The sequence below is a fragment of the Mycobacterium sp. E3339 genome, from assembly GCF_001666915.1.
Taxonomy (GTDB): Bacteria; Actinomycetota; Actinomycetes; order Mycobacteriales; family Mycobacteriaceae; genus Mycobacterium.
In genome coordinates, this window is sequence record NZ_LZIZ01000212.1 from 98,670 (window position 1) to 116,623 (window position 17,954).

Sequence of the window (17,954 nt, forward strand, 5' to 3'; positions counted from 1 at the left end):
CGCGAGCAGACGCGAAGTCGCATGTTTCGGCGTGCGATTGGGCGATTCTGCGTCTGCTCGCGATCTCTAGCGGTTTCGCTCGCCGGCGACCCGCCGGCCGGCGGCGTGGCGGGCGGCCACATAGCCGAACACCATCGTGTAGGCGATGCTGCCGCCGGCGCCCAGATAATTGCGGCCCATCACCGTCGCCGTGATGTTGCCCGTCGCATACAGCCCGTCGATCACGCAGTCGTCCTCGTCGAGCACCTGGGCGTGCTCGTTGGTGATCACCCCGCCGCACGTCCCGACGTCGGCGGGAACGACCTTGGTGGCGTAGTACGGCGGCCGCGCGAGGGGGCCAAGGGCGGCGTTCGGGCGATACCCCGGATCGCCCAGGCAGTCGTTGTACGCCGACTGGCCGCGCCCGAAGTCCGGGTCGAGGCCTTTGACCGCAAAACCGTTGAAGCGCTTGATCGTCTGCTCCAACGCGTCGGCCGGCACGCCCATCTGGCGCGCGAGGTCGCCGACGGTCTGGCCCCGGATGACCGAGCCCCGCGTGATGAGTTCCTCGGGCAGGCTGCGCTTCTTGAACGGGTTGGCGCCCGACACGTACCGGCCGATGTAGCCCTCGTCGAAGACCATCCAGCACGGCACCGCCTTGTTCGCGTACATCGCCTTGCCGACCTCGACGTAGGAGTTGGACTCGTTGCAGAATCGCCGGCCGGTTCCGTCGACGTAGATCGCGCCGGGCCGCTGGCGGCCGCTGCCCAGCGCCCGGGCGGCGTCTCCACCGTCGGCGATGAAAACCGATGGCAGCCACCAGGCCTCGTCCATCAGGTCGGTCTTGGCGCCCAACCGGATGGCAGTCTGCAGCACCTCACCGGTGTCGCCGGCGTTCGCGATCGACCACAGGCCCTCGTTGGGTTGCTCGCCGCTGTAGCGGCGGCGCATGTCGGCGTTGCGGCTGAAACCCCCCGCCGCGAGCAGGACGCCCTTGCGGGCCCCGACGTTCAGCGCGGTGCCGTTGCGCGCGACGCGCGCCCCGACGACACGCCCGTCCTCGACGATCAGGTCCTCGATGGCGGCGCCCGTCCAGATCGGTGGCTCGCCGCGCAAATCGATCAGCGCCTTGAGCATCTGGCCGATGAGCGACGCGCCGTTGGTGAGCATCTCCCGGCGGCGCAGCCGCGCCGCCCTGGTGCGGGCGAACACCCGCATGGCCACCGCGAAGGCTCGCGGCGACCGGTTGAAGTACTGCACCGAACGCAGCTCGTTCGTCTTGAGGACGAACCCGCCGTAGCTCTTGGCCATCGAGGGCTGGACCCGGTCGTGCCAGCTGCCCAGGGCGGCCGCGTCGTAGGGCACGCATTCGATGGCGCGACCGGCCTCGTTGCCGCCCTTGTGGTTTGGGTAGTAGTCGCTCCAGCCCGGGCAGCGCACGAACCGGACGCCCTTGCGGGTCAGGAAGTTGATCATCTCGTAGCCGGCGGTCAGGAACATCTCACGGCGGGCCAGGGACGACGCGGGGCCGATGTCGCCGACGACGTCGTCGAAGTACGCCAGGCCGTCCTCGTGCGAGTCTGGAATGCCGTCGGCGCGCATCAACGGGTTGTTCGGCAGCCACACCATGCCGCCCGAGAGTCCGGTGGAACCGCCCACCAGGGGCTGCTTCTCGATCACCAGGGGCTCGATTCCGGAGTCGAGCGCCGCCAACGCCGCGACCATGCCGCCCCCGCCGCTGCCCGCGATGAGCAGATCCACACAGCGGTCCCACCGGGTCGTCATCGTGCCTCCGACGTCGCGTGCAGGCCGAGATCGGCGATCGGGACGTCGATGGTGGTGTTGGTCTTCTGGATGGCCGGCACCAGGGCCTCATACGGCAGGCCGGCGAGGAACCCGTCGATGACGCGTTCGAAGTTGGAGATCAGGCCTTCGATTCGGCTGGACAGGCGCATGTATTCGAACCCCTTGGAGTGCAATCCCTTTTGCTGTCTGGGCAGATTGGAGAAATCCTGCGCGGGGATCGGCGGCCAGCGCGGGTCGTCGGGTGCCATGGGCTCCGGCGGTGTCGGCCGGCCGGTGATCTCCTCCGGTGGGATGCGGGTCAGCGACCAGATCTCGAACAGTGTTTCCTCGGGGCCGAGCGGGCGGATCCGATACGAGGAGGCGCTGCTGTATTGCGGGAGCAGGAAGTAGTGCGGGAACGCGAAATTGATGGCCTCGGTGATGCCGCGCCGCTCCAGCTCGTTGAGGTCGGGGATGTCGCAACCCCGGGCCCGATGCCAGTGGACGATCGCGTCGTTGAGGGTGCTGCGCCAGAGGGCCATCGCCGCGGCCGGGTCGGCCGGCAGCTCCATGTCCTGCAGGCCCTCGGCGATGCGGACGTCGTTCTCATGCGTCATGCCCGCCATGCCTTCGCCCAGCGTGCGCATGAAGTACAGGTTGGTCCGCGCCAGTCCCGGTGGCTTGGCGGCGTCGGGCTGCTTGGGCATGCTGGACGGCAACAACTGGGGGTGGGTCTGCGGGACGTGGTAGCCCTCCATGAACGCGGCCGTCGCCAGCTTCCAGTTCACCGGGAGCCGGCACGACTGCCACCACTCGACGCGCAGCGACTCCACCCTCCAGGCGTCGTAGATCGATGCGAACGGCTCGAAGCAGTCGCGCAGCGGCGGGGCATCGTCGTCGAGGTTGATCCACGCGCAGCCGCCCCAGAGCTCGCATCGAACCGAAACCAGCCGAAGATCCTCCGGGTCCAGGTTGTGCTCGTCGAACTCCTCGGGCCGTAGCACGAAGGTGTTGCGTCCGTCGATACCCCAACACCACCCGTGGAACGGGCACACGAACGTGCGCCGATTACCGTTGCCCTCCACCAGCTTCACGCCGCGATGGCGGCAGGCGTTGTGATAGGCACGGACATTTTCGGCGTCGAGGCGCACCACGATCACGGACTCGTCGAGGATCTCGTATTCGACGTAATCGCCGGGCTTGGGGATCTCCTCGAGCCGGCATGCCATCTGCCAGACCCGAGGCCAAAGCAGTTCCTTCTCCAGCGCGAAGAATTCCGGGTCGTAGTACCGCTGTTTGGGAATGCGGTCGGCGGCTTGTACGGCCAGCGGGACCGGCAGTGGGGTCCAGTTCGCGTTGACTTTCCGGGTGGTCACCATGTCCATTCCCTCGCTCATAGGATTCGGGATGCCCGCCCCTGCCAGTAACGCTCACGAATGCGCCTCTTGTACAGCTTTCCGTTCGGGTCCCGGGGTAATTCGCCGACGAATTCGACGGTGCGCGGGCATTTGTAGCCGGCCGCGTGTGCCCGGCAGTACTCGATGAGCTCGGCCTCGAGGTCCCGTCCCGGCGTGATGCCGTCGACCGGCTGCACGACGGCCTTGACCTCCTCGCCGAACTCGTCGTTGGGAACCCCGAAGACGGCCGCGTCGACGAGCTTGGGATGCATGATCAGCAGGTTCTCGATTTCCTGGGGGTAGATGTTCACCCCGCCGGAAACGATCATGAACGTGGACCGGTCGGTGAGGTAGAGGTATCCGTCCTCGTCGACGTATCCCATGTCGCCCAGGGTGCGCCAGCCGCGGTCGTTGGACACCGACGCGGTCTTGGCGGGGTCCTTGAAGTATTCGAACGCGGGCCCGCCCTCGAAGAACAACTCGCCGGCCTGGCCGGCGGGTAGCTCCTGGCCGTCGTCGGAGATGACGTGCACCGGTGACATCGGTCTGCCCACCGAACCCGGATGGGCGAGCCATTCTTCCGGGCCGATCGTCGTTCCCGCGAATCCCTCGGTGCCGCCGTAGTATTCGTGGATGATCGGCCCGAACCACTTCATCATCTGATGTTTGACGTCGACCGGGCAGGGCGCGGCCGCGTGGATCACGCACCGCAGGCTCGAGACGTCATACCGTTCCCGAACGGCCTTGGGCAGCTTGAGCATTCGCACGAACATGGTGGGCACGAACTGGGCGTGCGTGACGCGGTGGGTCTCGATCAGCCGCAGGACGGTCTCGGCGTCGAACTTGCGCATCAGGATCGCCGCCGCCCCGACGCGGTTAACGGCCATCGTGTAGTTCACTCCCGCGGCGTGATAGAGCGGTGCGGGGGACAGGTACACGCTCTGACGGGTCATCCCGTACTTGTGGGTGAGCGCGAGCTCCAGCACGGCCTGCGCCCACGAGCCGTTGCCGTCGACGGGCAGCGGCCGGCGGACGGCCTTGGGCCGCCCGGTGGTTCCCGACGAGTACAGCATCTCCGACCCGTCCGACACCGGGGGCGGGTCACCCGCCGCCGCCAGCGCGTCCTCGTAGTCACGCCAGCCGGCCAGGTGGCCGCCGACCGCGAGGTGGACGGTGACGGCCGGGTTGGCCGCGCGCACGTGCGCGGCGAGCTCGGGCATGCCGGAGTCCACGAACACCGCCCGCGCGTCGGAGTCGTCGATCACGTAGGCGACCTCGTCGGGGGTGAAGTGGGTGTTGACCGCGGTGTAGTAGAGGCCCGAAAGCTGGCAGCCCCAGGTGATTTCGAGGAATTCGGGCCGATTCGGCAGCGCCAGCGCCACGCCGTCGCCCGGGCGCAGCCCGGCGTCGTGCAGCGCGGCGGCGACGCGTTGGCTGCGGGCGTACAGCGCGGAGTGCGAGATCGTGTCACCGCCCGCGACGATGAGGGCCGGCGCCTGCCCGGCCCTCGTGGCATGGTCGGCGATGTTCACCGGCGAGCCCCCGCGGAAAACCTAAGTGGCCGTTGCGCCGTCGGTCGACGCGGCCGCCGCGGCCTGGCGCCGGGCCTGCTCGGACGGCAGCACCTTGTCCCGGAAGACCGTCTGGATCAGCTCCTGGACGTCCTTGCTGATGGAGGCCAGGGCGACAAGGTCGTTCGAGCTCTGCCAGTGCACCCGCATGCCCATCAGTTCCCACGCCCGCTTCAGGTTTGCCTTGGTGGCCAACAGCGTGGTCATCGGCGCCTGCGCGATGTGGCGGGCGATGGCCTCCACCCGGTCGTCGAGCTGGTCGCGTGGCACCACCTCGTTGACCAGCCCGACCTCCAGCGCCTTCTTGGCGTCGATGACCTCGGCGAGGTACAGGTAGTAGGCCGCGCGCCGCCAGTTCATGAAGACCCAGGGCTCGATCGAGCACTCGCCGGACGGCATCCCGAAGCCCTGCAGCGGCGGGTAGGAGAAGTAGGCGTCCTCGGAGGCGATGACGATGTCGGTGGTCAGGCCGTAGTGGGTGCCGCCGCCGACGCAGTATCCGTGCACCTGGGCGATGGTCGGTTTGGAGAACTCCCACAGGTTGAGCACGGGCTTGACGAACAGGTCGGTCTGCGGCTTCCACGGCGTGCCCATGACTTTGGCGCCCTCGACGAACGCCGGGTAGTCGACCGCGTTGTTACCGATGGCGTGTCCCGAGCAGAAGCCCTTGCCGTTGGCCTTCAGGACGAGCACCTTGATGTCGTAGTCGCGGTCGGCGTCCAGGAGCGCGGCATCGACCTCTTCGGCCAGCTTCTGGTCCTGGGCGTTTGCCTTTTCCGGCCAGTTCAGCGTGACCCGGGCGATGGGCCCCTCTTTTTCGTAGATGATTCTCTCGCGAGTCTCGTTGAGATCCATACGTGCTCACCTTTCCTGGTTCACGAAGTGATGACGCCGATTTGGGCGCCGATGTCATAGGTGGTTCCGACCTGCCCCGTCCACCGCACGGTGCCCGACGCTCCGGCTTCGATTTCCTGCTCTACCTTCTCGGTCGCGATCACGTAGATCGGCGTGCCCGCTTCCACGTGCTCCCCGGCGTCGACGAGCAGACCGGTCAGCTCGGCCTCCGACACGGCCACCGAGACCCGCGGGATGCGAATGATGAAGTCAGCCATGCACTCTCGCCCCCGCACCCGTCTTTTCGAGGGTCCGCTGCGCGGCGGCGATGATCCGCTCCGGCGAGGGGTATACCTGGGCCTCGAGCGCGGCCGCGGCCGGGTTCGGCACGAATCGGGCGGCGACTCGTTCGACCGGCGCGGCCAGTTCGGCGAACAGCTCCGAGTGCAGGATCGCGGCGATCTCCGCTCCGGGACCGGCGAATTGGACCGCGTCGTGGATGACGACGGCCCGGCGGGTGCGGCGGGCGGAGTCGACGATGGTTTCGACGTCGAGCGGCACGAGGGTGCGCAGGTCGACGACCTCGGCGCTCACACCCTGTTCCTGCAGTGCGGCCGCGGCGGCGAGCGCGTCGTGCACGCAGCGCCCGTAACCGATCAGGCTCACGTCGGTGCCGGGCCGCTTGATGTCGGCTTGGCCCAACGGGATTGAGAACCCGGGGTCGACGGGCACGGGCCCCTTCTTGCCCTGCAACCGGATCGTTTCGACGAACAGGCAGGGATCCTCGTCGAAGATCGCCGTCGTCAGCAGGCCCTTCCCGTCACGCGGGGTGGCGGGCACGATCACCTTCATGCCCGGGATGTGCATGAACCACGCCTCCAGGTTCTGCGAATGCGTGGCGCCGGTGGCCAGCCCGGAGTAGACCTGGGTGCGGATGGTGATCGGCGCCGACGTGCGTCCGGCGGTCATGAATCTCAGCTTGGCCGCGTTGTTGATCAGCTGGTCGGCGGCGATGCCGATGAAATCCATGATCATGATCTCGGCCACCGGCAGCAGGCCGTCGATGGCGGCGCCGATGGCCGCGCCGACGATCGCCGCTTCGGAAATCGGTGTGTCCAAGACGCGTTCGTGGCCGTACTTCGTCGACAGACCCGCGGTCGGCCCGGACGCTCCGGGATCGGCGATGTCCTCGCCGAGCAAGAACACCCTGTCGTCGGCCGCGAGCGCCTGGTCCAGCGCGAGGTTGAGCGCCTCGCGCATCGTCATCTCTTGTTCCTGCATGTCGTCGTCTTGCCTGCTCACACCGGGAACTTGATCGGGGTTGCGTACACGTCGAGGTCCAGCTCGTCGATCGACGGCGAATCCGCGGCGAGCACGGTCCGCAGCGCCGTTTCCACCGTCGCGAGTGCCTCGTTGTCGATGCGGTCGAGGTCTTCGCGATCGCAGATGCCGGTTTCGGCCAGGTGGTCGCGGAATCGGGGGACCGGGTCGGCCTCCATGGCGGCGGCCAGCTGATCCTTGGGGATGTAGGGCATCCGGTCGCCGAAGTAGTGGCCGCGGAACCGGAACGTCACGCATTCGATGAAGGTGGGGCCTTCGCCGGCGCGGGCGCGTCGCAGCGCGTCCTCGACCGCCGATTTGACCGCCAGCGGGTCGTTTCCGTCGACGCGCACCCCCGGCATGCCGTAGCCCGCCGCCCGGTCCGCGACGTGTTCGAGCTTCATCGTGTCGGCCGTGGGGGTCATCTCGGCGTACAGGTTGTTCTGGCAGACGAAGACGATCGGCAGGTCCCACAGCGCGGCCATGTTCGCCGCCTCGTGGAAGGAGCCGGTGTTGGTGGCGCCGTCACCGAAGCTGACCACCGTGACGCGATCGGAGCCCTTGCGTTTGGCCGCCATCGCCAGCCCCACCGCCACCGGCGGTCCGGCCCCGACGATGCCGGTCGAAAGCATCACGCCCCGAGCGGGATTGGCGATGTGCATGGTGCCGCCCTTGCCGCGGCCGGCGCCGACGGTGCGGCCCATCATCTCGCCGTAGATCTCCTCGAGCGGGACGCCCTTGCCGATGAGGTCGTGCAGGCCGCGGTAGGTGGTCACCAACTGGTCGTCCGGGCGCAGCGCGACCCCCATCGCGGCGGCGATGGCTTCCTGTCCGCGCGAGGGCCAGTACACGCACATGAACTCGCCGGTGCCAATGCCTTTGGACAGCCGGTCGTCGGCCGCCTTCATCAGCGCCATCAGTTCGTACAACCGGTGCTCGACGCCCGTCGCCCCCTCGCTCATGCGATCACGCACCCGACCACGGCTTGACCTTCAAAAAGCCCCCGCCGTCGACACGGAGTTGTTGCCCGGTGATGTAACGCGCCGCGTCGGAGGCGAGGAAGAGCACCGCCTCGCTGATGTCCTCGGGTTCGACGTAGGGGATCGGCATCGCCTGCACGAACGGGAAGACCGGTTCGGCGTCCTCGCGGGTCGGCTCTTTCAGGTCGGGCCGGAAGGCCCGGTACATCGGCGGGCTGTGCAGCATGTCGGTGTTGACGTTGGTGGGGTGCACGGCGTTCATCCGGATGGAGAACCGGGCCAGCGCCAGGGCGAAGTCGTTAACATAGTGCGCGGCAGCCAGTTTCGCGAAGGCGTACCCGGCCCCGCCGGGGCCCCCGTCGATGCCCGTGGTGTTCATCGACGACATGAACGCGGCGTTGGAACCGATCACGATGATCGACGCGCCGGCTTGCAAATGCTTGAGGCTCGCGTGCACCAGATTCAGCACGCCCACCAGGTCCACGTCCACCGCGTCGGCGAACGCCTGCGGGGGCAGCCCCGCGGTCAGCGGGCAGATGCCCGCGTTGGCGACGACGACGTCCAGGTGCCCGAATTCGGCGACCCCCTCGTCGATCGCCGCGGACAACGCCGCCCGGTCGCGCACGTCGGCGACGGCGGTGAACGCCCGCTGGCCCTCCTTCTCCACCAACCGGGCCGTCTCGTCCAGGTCCTCCCGCCGGGCCAGGGGGTACTCGTTGGTCTCGATGTCGGCGCACAGGTCCACCGCGATGATGTCCGCGCCCTCGGCGGCCAGCATGCGCGCGTGTGAACGCCCCTGACCGCGCGCCGCGCCACTGATCACGGCCACCTTGCCCGTTACCCTGCCCATCGCCCGTCCTTCGTCCCGTGTCCCGCTACCGCGTTGCGGCCCAATGCGATTCGTCGGCGTCGCCGCCCGCGCGAAGCGGGTGGCGCGGTTGGCGACCCGGTTGCGCCCGGATGCGCGGTCACGGGTGTCGGAACGGCGCCGACGGTCGGATCCATCGCATCTCTTTTCCAAAAAACTGCCCTGACCTGCAGCGGGTCTACCGCTACGCCTTAGACTAGCTAGAATATCTAAAATAGCAAGGAATGGTCGTTGGGCGAGGAGTCGGGAATGTCGGACGTGCGCGGTGGTGTCCTTTCCGGGGTGCGCGTGGTCGAGTTGGCCTCGTGGACCTACGTGCCGTCGGCCGGTGCGGCCCTGGCGGACTGGGGCGCCGACGTGATCAAAGTCGAAGGCGTCGCCTCGGGTGATCCGGGGCGCGCCCTGGTGGTGGGCGGGTTCACCCGGCAGGCGGCGCGCCCGGATGCCGACTTCATCCTCGAGCTGGGCAATCGCGGCAAGCGCAGCATCGCCATCGACATCAAGTCCGAGACCGGTCGCGAGCTGTTCGGCCGCCTGTTGGCCAGTGCCGATGTGTTCCTTACCAATTGGCTTCCCGGCGCGCTGGAGCGGGCCCGGCTGACCGTGGACGACATCCGCGCGTTCAACCCGAAAATCATCATCGCGCGCGGCACGGGGCTTGGGGTGCGCGGGCCGGATCGCGACCGCGGCGGGTTCGACGCGGCCACCTACCTCGCGCGGGGCGGCGTCGCCTACACGCTCACGCCGTTCGGCACCGAGACGCCCGCCGTGCAGGGTCCGGGGTTCGGTGACCTGCAGGGCGGGGCGACGCTGGCCGGCGGCGTGTGCGCCGCGCTGTTTCATCGCGAACGCACCGGCGAGCCGACGATCGTCGATTCGTCGCTGCTGGCCCAGGCGATGTGGGCGATTGCGCCGTCCATCTGCGCGGCCGACTTCTTCGACATCGACGGCATCCCCGGCGCGCCGCCCGGGTTGGCCATCAATCCCCTCGTCAACAGGTACAAGACCCGGGACGGCCGGTGGATCCAGTTGGTGTTCTTGCAGCCGGACAAGTTCTGGGCGGGTTTCTGTCGGCGCATGGGCCTGGCCGAGCTCGCGACCGATCAGCGTTTCGTGCCGTCCAGCAACCTGATAGCCAACGCCGCGGCCGCCACCGAGATCCTGACCGACGTGTTCGCCCGCCACGACCTGGCCCACTGGCAGAAGGCGCTCGAGGACGAGCCCGGCGTGTGGGGCGCCCTGGCGACGCCGCGGGAAACCCTCAACGATCCGCAGGTCGAGCCCAACGGGTATGTGATCACCAACGTCGACGATTACGGCGAGACGTACCGGATCGTCGCCGCGCCCGTTCAGTTCGACGAAACCCCGCCGGGGCCCGCACGAGCGCCGGAACATGGCCAGCACACGGAGGAGATCCTGCTGGAACTCGACGTCGACTGGGACGACATCGCCAGGGCCAAGGATCTCAACGCCATTCTCTAGGACGCATCGACGAAAGGCGCAATCTATGAGGACCAAAGTCATCGCGTGCCGATAACCGGGTGACCTGGGCCGCCCGCAGTCGTACGTTCGGTGCGAGGAGACCGACATGACTGCATTCATGCGCGCCAGCGACGCGTTCACCTGGGCAATGGAAAGTGACCCACGGCTGCGATCCACCGTGGTCAGTGTCGTGCTTTTGGACCGGTCCCCGGACTGGGACGAAGTGCGGACGCGGTTCGACCTGATCAGCCGCACGCTGCCGATGTTCCGGCAGCGGGTGGTGCAGTCGCCGCCGCCGGCCCCGCCGCGGTGGGAGAACTATCGCGACTTCGACCTGGACTACCACCTGCGGCGAACAACCCTGTCCGCGCCCGCGACCCTCGACGACGTGCTCGAGATGGCGCGGGTGGCCGAGATGCAGGACTTCGACCGGGCCCGCGCGCTGTGGGAGACCACGTTCGTCGACGGCCTGCAAGACGGTGGGGCCGCCATGATCTGCAAGTTCCACCACGCGCTCACCGACGGGGTCGGCGGTGTCCAGATCGCGATGAACCTGTTCGATCTCTCCGAAGATCTGTATCCGCTCGAATCCCTGCCGCCCGAACCGGAGGTCGCGGAGTCGTCGCTGCTCGGGGGCTATCGCGATGCGGTGCGCTATGACACGGGCCTGCTCAACGGCGCCCTGACCGGCGCGGCCACCCGCGTGCCGCGCATGATGTACGACGGTGTTCGGCGGCCCGTGGCCACCATCCGGTCCGCGGCGACCACCGCGGCGTCGGTCTACCGAACCGTCCGGCCGATAAACCGGACCGGGTCGTCGCTGGCGACCGACCGCGGCCTGATCCGGCGTCTCGGCGTGCATCAGGTGCCGAAGCGGCCGCTGCGGGAGGCGGCCCACCGCTGCGGCGGGGCGCTGAACGACGCGTTCGTCGCCGGGGTCGCCGGCGGACTGCGCATCTACCACGAGAAGCACGGCGTCGAGGTGGGCGACTTGCACATCTCGATGCCGATCAGCCTTCGAACCAAAGACGACGGCATGGGCGGGAACCGGATCACGCTGATGCGCTTCGACGTGCCCGTCGGCGAAGCCGATCCGGCGAAGCGCATCGCGGCGATACGGCGGCGCACCGCGGCCGTGCGCAACGAAAGGTCGCTGCCGTACACGCAATTGATCGCCGGAATGCTGAACCTGGCGCCCCGGTGGTACATCGGCTCCGTCCTGCGTCACGTGGATTTCGTGGCCAGCGACGTGCCCGGCGTTCCGGTGCCGGTGTTCCTCGGTGGCGCCGCGGTGCGCGCGCAATATGCCTTCGGCCCCACGATCGGATCGGCGGTCAACGTCACCCTGCTCACGTACGTCGACACCTGCGCGCTCGGTTTGAACATCGACACCACCGCGATTCCCGACTACGACGTTTTCCATGACGCGATCGTCAGCGGTTTCGACGAATTACTCGCCTTGGCAAGCTAATTCGAATTATGCGGTCTATCGCGAAACTCCCGGATGACATGGGATTGGTTGATTAGCAGCCGATCCCGAAACGGTCACGGGCGCGTATCGATCTCGGCGGTGCTCTGGCACAACGTGCCCGATCGACAAATCATGGCACAGGGCGCTATTGAGGTTTGCGGCCGCGACGATGCGTAGCGCAGGAATTCCTCATCCGCTACGCGAGTGCGGATTCGCGACGGCGCCGCAGGAGGTATCCATCAATGACGACGAATTGGGTTCCCGCCCAGACTTCGTGTGGCCCGCACTCCGGCCGCATTCTCGACACCGCGCGGGGCATCCTCATCGGCTTGCGCCGCTGCCCGTCGGACGCCGCGCTGGACGAGCTGCACAGCGCGGCGTTGCGGCACAAGGTGCCGGTATTCGCGATGGCCTGGGCGCTGGTGCACCTGGCCGGCGACGGTGAGAAGACACCGAGCTTCACCGATGCGCAGTCCGCGGCTCGGCACGAGTGGGGACAGCTGTTCGCGTCGGCCGCGGTGCCCTGTTGACCCGTTGGGACGGCCGAGCTTTCGAGGGGTAAACCCGGCCGTCTCCAACATCACCTCGAAGAGGTCAGCGGGCCCAGGCCGGCGATTCGGCCGCCGCCCGCAAGGCGGCGACGATGCGCTCTTCTTTTTCGCCGAAGCGCTCCGTCGGCGCCGGCACCGAGATGGCGACCATGTTGTCGGCCGTGGCGCGCCGCGCGATCGCGGCCGCGGAGATCCCCGGGGTGTGCTCGTCGCGGTCGAAAGCGATTCCCGTGCAACGGATCTCGTCGATCTCCGCGCGGAGCCGGTCGGCGGTCTCGGCGGGCAGGCGCGCGAGCACCGCCTCGGCGTCGGCGTCGTCGAGGGCCGCCAGCGCCGCCTTGCCGTTGGCGGTCGACTCCAGCGGGAACCGGACGCCGATGGCCGAGACGGCGCGCAGGCGGTGCGTCGATTCGATCTGGTCGACGAACCACATGCGCTGCCCGCGCAGCACCGACAGGTCGACCGTTTCGCCGTCGGTCGCCCGCGCCACCCGTTCGATCGTCGGCCGGAAGATCGCCGAAAGGCGCGCCCCGTCGGAATTGCCGAACCCGAGCAAGCGGTCGCCGAGGGAGAAGCGCCCCTGGGAATCGACGCTGGCCAGCCCGACCTCCACCAGGCCCACCAGCAGTCGGCGGGACGTGGACTTGGCCAGGCCCAGCCGCTCACCGAGGTCGACGAGCCGCAGCCGGCCGGGCTCCGCGGCGATCTCGTCCAGCGCGGCCGCGGCGCGCCGCAGCACCTGGATCCCTTCGTCGCGAGCGGCCGAATGATTTCTCCCCGGGGACGGCATCCGTCCACTATAGTGTTCCGCATCGCGGATCGTGAAGATCCGAAGTACGAATCGAAGGGGATGCGGATGAGCGGGCTACCGGACGGGCGGCACCACTTCCGCGGCGATGACGGCTACGAGGCGGCCCGCCGACGCACCGTGTGGCACCAGCGGGTGCCGGACCGCTATCCCGAAGTGATCGTGCAGGCCGTCGACGCCGACGACATCGTCGCCGGCATCCGCTACGCCACCACCCACGGGCTGAAAGTCAGCGTCGTCTCGGGCGGGCACAGCTTCGCCGCCAGCCACCTGCGCGACGGCTCCGTGCTGCTCGACGTCAGCCGCCTCGACCACGTCTCGATCGACACCGAGCAGGGCCTCGCCCGAGTGGGCCCGGGCAAGGGCGGCAGCCTGCTGATGGCCGAGCTCGAGGCGCAGGGCCTGTTCTTCCCCGGCGGCCACTGCAAGGGCGTCTGCCTCGGGGGCTACCTGCTGCAGGGCGGCTACGGCTGGAACAGCCGGGTCTACGGACCGGCCTGCGAGAGCGTCGTCGGCCTCGACGTGGTCACCGCCGAGGGCGAACAGATCCACTGCGACGCCAGCAACAACGCCGATCTCTACTGGGCGGCGCGCGGCGCGGGGCCGGGCTTCTTCGCCGTCGTCACGGCGTTCTACCTCAAGCTCTATCCGCGCCCCGCCGTGTGCGGCACCAGCGTCTACGTCTATCCGTTCGAGCTGGCGGACGAGGTTTTCACCTGGGCCCGCGCGGTCAGCGCCGACGTGGACCCCCGCGTCGAGTTGCAGGCCGTGGCCTCCCGCGGCGAGCCGAACATGGGCATCGAAGTCCCGTGCATCTCGTTCGCGTCGCCGGCGTTTGCCGACTCCGAGGAGGAGGCCGAAAAGGCGCTGTCGCTGTTCGGCACCTGCCCGGTCGCCGACCAGGCGCTCGTGAAGATTCCTTACCTGCCAACCGATTTGCCCACCTGGTATGACGTCGCGATGAGCCACTACCTGTCCGACCATCACTACGCGGTGGACAACATGTGGACCTCGGCGCCGGCCGAAGACCTGCTGCCGGGCATCCGGACGATCCTGGACACGATGCCCCCGCATCCCGCGCACTTTCTGTGGCTGAACTGGGGACCCTGCCCGCCGCGCCAAGACATGGCCTACAGCATCGAGGGCGACATCTACCTGGCGCTCTACGGGTCCTGGAAGGACCCGGCCGACGAGGCGAAGTATGCCGACTGGGCGCAGTCCAACATGACCGCGATGTCCGAGTTCGCCATCGGAATTCAACTCGCCGACGAGAACCTCGGCCGGCGGCCGGCGCGGTTCGCCAGCGACGCAGCCATGGCCAAGCTCGACCGCGTGCGCGCCGAGTACGACCCCGACGGCGTGTTCAACAGCTGGATGGGGCGACTGTGATGGGCGGCAACCTGTATCTGGGCTACCGCGACGACGACGCGAAAACCCCGTTCGGCAAGTTCTTCATGCCCGAAATGGCTCCGCTGCCAAGCCATGTCGTCGAGGCACTGAACCACGGGCCGCAAGGCGCGATGGCGCTGCCGGCGTTCGACGACGCCGCGAGCGTCGCCGAGGACGGCTACCAGCGGACCGAGAATGGCTACGGGGTCCTCGACGACGGCGGTTACCAGGTGTCGGTGCGCACCGACATGCCGGACGTCACGCCCGCGATGTGGTCCTGGTGGTTCGGCTGGCACGGTTGCGACACCCGGCGTTACAAGCTGTGGCACCCGCGGGCGCACCTGAGCGCCGCCTGGAAAGGGCAGCGGCAAGACGGCCGCGATGACGAGGGCGCCGGAAGTCGCCGGCGCTACATCGGACGCTGGTCGTTGATCAGCGAGTACATCGGCTCGACGATGCTCAACGGCGCAATCCAATTCGTCGATCCGGCGAACATGGGCTGCCCGCCCGACAGCGATGCGGCGGTGGCGATCTGTGCCCGGCTGGGCTCCAGCGAGGCCCCCGTCGACGTCGGATGGTTCATCCACCACGTCCGGTCGACCCCGGCCGGGGCCGAGATGCGGTCGCGCTTCTGGATGGGCGGACGGCACATCGAGGTGCGCAACGTGCCGGGCGTCGCGTCGCGGGCGGTGCGCCCGATCGCCGCGCGGGTGCTCGGTAACGCGGAGACCAGCGCGCGCAACCTGATGGTGCATTGCGCCCAGGAGATGAATCACCTGGCGGGCTTCCTCCCGCAACTGTTCGAGGCCTTCGGCGACGAATAGACGGCCGCTGGCGGCGCAGGGTGGCCTCGGGCGCCTCGGCGCGGTGGTTGGCGGGTGCGGATTCTCGCGCGCTGCCGAGGTAGCCCGCCAACAGCACGAGCGCGCAACCGGCGAGCTGGAGGGCGGACGGGCGTTCGCCCAGCGCGACGGCGCCGAGCGCGACGGCGCCCACCGGCGTCAGCAACAGCAGCGCGGAGCTGACCGTGCTGGGCAGGCGGCCCGAGCAGAAGGCGACGAGCAGCCATCCGAGCAATTGCCCGGTCGCTGCGACCAGGACCAACCAGCCGGCCGCACGCCAGCCGGGCCATACCTGCAGGCCGTGCCACCACGGACCGACGGCCACCGCCACCACCGCGGAGGTCGCCAGCACGACGCTGTACGTCTGCATGGGTTGACCGGCTTGGCCGCGGCGCAACAGAAAGAGAAATCCGGAGTAGCACAGCGCCGCCCCCACGGCGTGCACGGTTCCGCGCGCGGGATCGCTCCCGGAAATCCCGTGCTCGAGCATGCCGCCGGCCAGCAGGACGCCGAGCAACAGGGCGGGCAGGGTCAGCAGGAACCGGCGTGCGACCCTCTCCCGGTCCACCAGCCAGCCCAGCAGGGGCACGAGGGCGACCTGGGCGTTGACGAGGACGGTCGAGAGCCCCGCTCCCACTTCCGGGATGGCCTGCGTCCACAACAACATGTCGCCGGCGAACAACGCGCCACACAGCGCGGCCGATAGCAGCCCGCGGCGCGACAAGCCATGGCGGCGTTGCCATTCCGGTATCGCGAGGGCCACGACGACGGGCAACGCGATGAGGCAGCGTGCCGCCGTGGCGGTGGCCGGCGTGGTACCGGCCAACTTGAGCAGGACCGCCGACGCCGACACGCACAACGCCCCGGTTGCCAATCCGATCCGGTCCACTGAATTCGTGCGCACACTGTCCATGCCCGTACGGATACCCCGTTCTGCTAATGGGTAAATCGTCAATTACCCATTAGCATGATTTTCATGGTGCGGTCGGCAGCGGCCAGTCTCGACCTGCGCGGTGGACATCCCGCGGTCGACCTGGTCAACACGGTTGCGTGGCGGGGCGACCCCGACCGCCGCACGGAGTATTTGGTGGACTATTCCGACCTGGTGGCGTGGGCGCAGCACGCCGGGGTGTTGTCGCCGCGCGAGTCGCGCGTCCTGGCCGGGGCCGGGAAGCCGGGCGCGGCCGAAAGAACCGTGCAGCGGACGAGGCAGTTGCGGGAGGCCCTTCACCGCATTTGGACCGGCAGCGGATCGGCGCCCGACGGAGAGGTGGTGGCCGGCGCTTACCGATCCGCGCTGCGGGCCAGCCGCCTGGTGGTCGAGCGGGGCTCGGCGGGCTGGCGGGAGACGGCGTTGACGACGGCCACGCCATTACACCGGCTCGCCGTGGAGGCGGTGACGTTCCTGACCGGGGCCCCGGGCTCGCGCGTCAAGCGATGCGGCGACGACGAATGCGGGTGGCTGTTTCTCGACACCAGCCACCGGCACAACCGCCGCTGGTGCAGTGCGGCCGACTGCGGCAACCGGGCCCGGGTCCGCAGGTTCTACGAGCGCAGGTCGTCAGGCGGGCGGCAGCTGTCGCGGGCCGGCGGGTGAATCCAGCTCCGCCGGTCCGTCCCGCCGCGTCAGTTCCGGATCCGTGCCGCGCTGCGACGTGCCGAGCGCTGGGCCACGCCGCGCCCGGCCGCCCACCTGCCGGTGCGTCACCACCGGACGGTCCGCGCGCGACGAGTCGATGAATCCGCTTCTCGGGGAATCGGATTCGCTGGCGGCGGGGGCCGCGGCGGCCCCCTGGCCCGGCTCGGAGCTTTCGGAGTCCAGCGTTATTTTGTGGGTGCGGCGCAGGGCGAAGGTGATCTCCTCGACCTCTTCGAAGACCTGGCGAGCGGTGCGCAGCGGCGCGCTGGTGGTGTCGATCACCCGCGCGACGAACGGCGGCACCAGCGGGCGGATCCACCGCGCGGCCGCCTTGGTGGCGTCGGGAATCGACGGAATCGGCGACGCGGTGCGCTCTTCACGGGGCGCGACCTCTCGCGCGACGGGCGCCGGCAAGTTCTCCACCTCGGCGCTGTGCGTCGGGGTTGGCAGCCCCATGGCCGCGCGGCTGGCCGCCTCGGCTTCCGCCGCGATGGGCAGGTAGATGTCGTCCTGGGCCGGCTCGAGGGCCGGCTCGAAGTCGCGTTGCGACGATGCCTTCACCACTGGAGGTTCGATGGCATCCGCGATCCGCCGGCGCTGCTGCTCCCGGTCGATTTCGGTCTGGGCTTCGATGGCCAGCCGGGCCTGGGTCAGCTGGTGCTCGGCCCACATGATCTCGGCCTCCCGACGGACCTCGGCCCGCTTGATCGCGATCGCGGTGTCCGCCTCGAGTTCCGCGCGTTCGCGCTCGGCGCGCGCCGCCGTGTGGCGATCGTGGGTGGTCTCGCCGCGCCAGCGGCCCAGGATCAGCGGCAGCAGGTAGAGGAGCACGCAAAAGGCGTCGGTCAGCAGCCGAAGCGTCAGCGCGCCAGCGCCCAGGTCGTTCATCGCGACCCAGCGCGCGCCGAGGCCGTGATCGGCGCCGGCGACCACGCCCTGACGCGCTTCGTCCAGCGCTCGCTCCTGGCGCGCGATCGTCGCGTCCAGCGCGGGCGCCTGGCGGTCGCGTGCGGCCAGGGCACTGTCGAGTTCGCGCTG

Annotated in this window: 16 protein-coding genes and 1 pseudogene; 6 read left to right on the plus strand and 11 right to left on the minus strand. The window is 68.9% G+C overall.

Annotated features, from left to right (window positions below; genetic code table 11):
* Nucleotides 1–66: 66 nt before the first annotated feature.
* Genes A5702_RS20075 through A5702_RS20110 form a run of 8 tightly spaced genes read right to left on the minus strand, consistent with a single transcriptional unit; the run spans nt 67 to nt 8,716 of the window.
* Nucleotides 67–1,764, minus strand: a complete 1,698-nt coding sequence (locus A5702_RS20075) for an FAD-binding protein (protein ID WP_068223010.1) — start codon at nt 1,762–1,764, stop codon at nt 67–69.
* The gene (locus A5702_RS20080) at nt 1,761–3,149 is read right to left on the minus strand and encodes an SRPBCC family protein (protein WP_067823098.1); all 1,389 of its coding nucleotides are present in this window, start codon (nt 3,147–3,149) and stop codon (nt 1,761–1,763) included. Before A5702_RS20080 ends, A5702_RS20075 begins: the two co-directional genes overlap by 4 nt.
* 8 nt (nt 3,150–3,157) lie before the next feature.
* A complete protein-coding gene (locus tag A5702_RS20085) occupies nt 3,158–4,693 on the minus strand; it encodes an acyl-CoA synthetase (protein ID WP_068223013.1) in 1,536 nt (511 codons plus the stop codon).
* A gap of 21 nt (nt 4,694–4,714) precedes the next feature.
* Entirely contained in the window at nt 4,715–5,587 is an 873-nt protein-coding gene (locus A5702_RS20090) for an enoyl-CoA hydratase-related protein (RefSeq protein ID WP_067896358.1), read from the minus strand.
* Nucleotides 5,588–5,607: 20 nt separating this feature from the next.
* Nucleotides 5,608–5,844 carry a lipoyl domain-containing protein gene (locus tag A5702_RS20095; RefSeq protein WP_055402182.1) on the minus strand — a complete coding sequence of 79 codons (237 nt, stop codon included), beginning with the start codon at nt 5,842–5,844 and terminating at the stop codon, nt 5,608–5,610.
* Entirely contained in the window at nt 5,837–6,847 is a 1,011-nt protein-coding gene (locus A5702_RS20100; RefSeq protein ID WP_068223057.1) for an alpha-ketoacid dehydrogenase subunit beta, read from the minus strand. The genes A5702_RS20095 and A5702_RS20100 overlap by 8 nt, the downstream gene beginning before the upstream one ends.
* 17 nt (nt 6,848–6,864) lie before the next feature.
* The gene (locus tag A5702_RS20105) at nt 6,865–7,848 is read right to left on the minus strand and encodes a thiamine pyrophosphate-dependent dehydrogenase E1 component subunit alpha (RefSeq protein WP_068223016.1); all 984 of its coding nucleotides are present in this window, start codon (nt 7,846–7,848) and stop codon (nt 6,865–6,867) included.
* Nucleotides 7,849–7,852: 4 nt separating this feature from the next.
* The gene (locus A5702_RS20110; protein ID WP_055402186.1) at nt 7,853–8,716 is read right to left on the minus strand and encodes a mycofactocin-coupled SDR family oxidoreductase; all 864 of its coding nucleotides are present in this window, start codon (nt 8,714–8,716) and stop codon (nt 7,853–7,855) included.
* A gap of 267 nt (nt 8,717–8,983) precedes the next feature.
* Between A5702_RS20110 and A5702_RS20115 the strand changes: the two genes are divergently transcribed.
* The 3 genes from A5702_RS20115 to A5702_RS20125 all read left to right on the plus strand — a co-directional run bounded on the left by A5702_RS20115 (nt 8,984) and on the right by A5702_RS20125 (nt 12,217).
* The gene (locus A5702_RS20115; protein WP_068223019.1) at nt 8,984–10,216 is read left to right on the plus strand and encodes a CaiB/BaiF CoA-transferase family protein; all 1,233 of its coding nucleotides are present in this window, start codon (nt 8,984–8,986) and stop codon (nt 10,214–10,216) included.
* 106 nt (nt 10,217–10,322) lie between these two features.
* On the plus strand, nt 10,323–11,687 hold the full coding sequence (locus A5702_RS20120; protein WP_055402190.1) for a wax ester/triacylglycerol synthase domain-containing protein: 1,365 nt from the start codon (nt 10,323–10,325) through the stop codon (nt 11,685–11,687).
* Between the two features lie 242 nt (nt 11,688–11,929).
* A complete protein-coding gene (locus tag A5702_RS20125; protein ID WP_055402192.1) occupies nt 11,930–12,217 on the plus strand; it encodes an ANTAR domain-containing protein in 288 nt (95 codons plus the stop codon).
* Nucleotides 12,218–12,281: 64 nt separating this feature from the next.
* On the opposite strand, the gene A5702_RS20130 is transcribed toward A5702_RS20125, so the two are convergent.
* Nucleotides 12,282–13,028, minus strand: coding sequence for an IclR family transcriptional regulator (locus A5702_RS20130; protein ID WP_067822831.1), 747 nt, complete (start codon nt 13,026–13,028; stop codon nt 12,282–12,284).
* Nucleotides 13,029–13,094: 66 nt separating this feature from the next.
* Here A5702_RS20130 and A5702_RS20135 point away from each other — a divergent pair, with 66 nt between their 5' ends.
* Together A5702_RS20135 and A5702_RS20140 are read left to right on the plus strand one after the other, a co-directional pair.
* Nucleotides 13,095–14,435, plus strand: coding sequence for an FAD-binding oxidoreductase (locus A5702_RS20135; RefSeq protein ID WP_068223060.1), 1,341 nt, complete (start codon nt 13,095–13,097; stop codon nt 14,433–14,435).
* A complete protein-coding gene (locus A5702_RS20140; protein ID WP_068223022.1) occupies nt 14,435–15,259 on the plus strand; it encodes a DAPG hydrolase family protein in 825 nt (274 codons plus the stop codon). Before A5702_RS20135 ends, A5702_RS20140 begins: the two co-directional genes overlap by 1 nt.
* 94 nt (nt 15,260–15,353) lie before the next feature.
* Here the strand turns inward: A5702_RS20140 and A5702_RS25895 are convergent.
* Nucleotides 15,354–16,190: pseudogene (locus A5702_RS25895) on the minus strand (DMT family transporter); the annotation flags it as partial.
* A gap of 63 nt (nt 16,191–16,253) precedes the next feature.
* On the opposite strand from A5702_RS25895, the gene A5702_RS20150 reads away from it, so the two are divergent.
* Nucleotides 16,254–16,874, plus strand: a complete 621-nt coding sequence (locus A5702_RS20150) for a CGNR zinc finger domain-containing protein (RefSeq protein WP_068223061.1) — start codon at nt 16,254–16,256, stop codon at nt 16,872–16,874.
* On the opposite strand, the gene A5702_RS20155 is transcribed toward A5702_RS20150, so the two are convergent.
* A partial coding sequence (locus A5702_RS20155; protein ID WP_156669682.1) for a DUF4407 domain-containing protein occupies nt 16,839–17,954 on the minus strand: 1,116 nt, incomplete at its 5' end. The two genes, A5702_RS20150 and A5702_RS20155, sit on opposite strands and share 36 nt — an antisense overlap.